1 protein-coding gene is annotated in these 470 nt (G+C 39.4%); it reads right to left on the bottom strand.

Translation table 11 applies throughout. The annotated features are described in order from the left end of the window. Window positions 1-470 (bottom strand): lytic enzyme (locus HMPREF2661_RS09880; RefSeq protein WP_070823599.1); only part of this gene is annotated, 470 nt, incomplete at both ends.

Genomic DNA, 470 nt, shown 5'->3' with positions numbered 1-470 from the left:
GCACAAAGTTCATCACCGCATCGCACGATATTGGCTCTATTGATGCGACCAACCATATCTGCATCCTGTCGTTTTTGGTCAATCAACATTGTATAAAAGAAAGATAATGCCAATCCGCCAATAACCAATGTTGCCATTGCAAGCGAAATAACCCATACCAAACGTGAAGAAATCTTCTGATTTTCTTCATTTACCTTATTCAAATATACATTGAATTCACGTACTTGATCAGCCATTTGGTTGCGTGCCTTTTCCATATCACGCACATACCCTGCCACAGAATTTGACATTTCTTTCGTCACTTCCGCACGCACCATCTCTGTAATCATCTTGCGTTGATCGTAAAGTGATTTATCCAATTTATCCTCAAGATTTTGGACAATCTGATGAGCACTTTGCCTAAATTGTACCATTACCTCGGCGGTTTCAAGCAAAAGATTATGTGCCTGTTCAAGTTCGTTATTATTCAT

The organism is Neisseria sp. HMSC061B04 (assembly GCF_001836705.1).
Taxonomy (GTDB): Bacteria; Pseudomonadota; Gammaproteobacteria; order Burkholderiales; family Neisseriaceae; genus Neisseria.
This window is presented reverse-complemented; position numbering and strand designations above follow the sequence as displayed.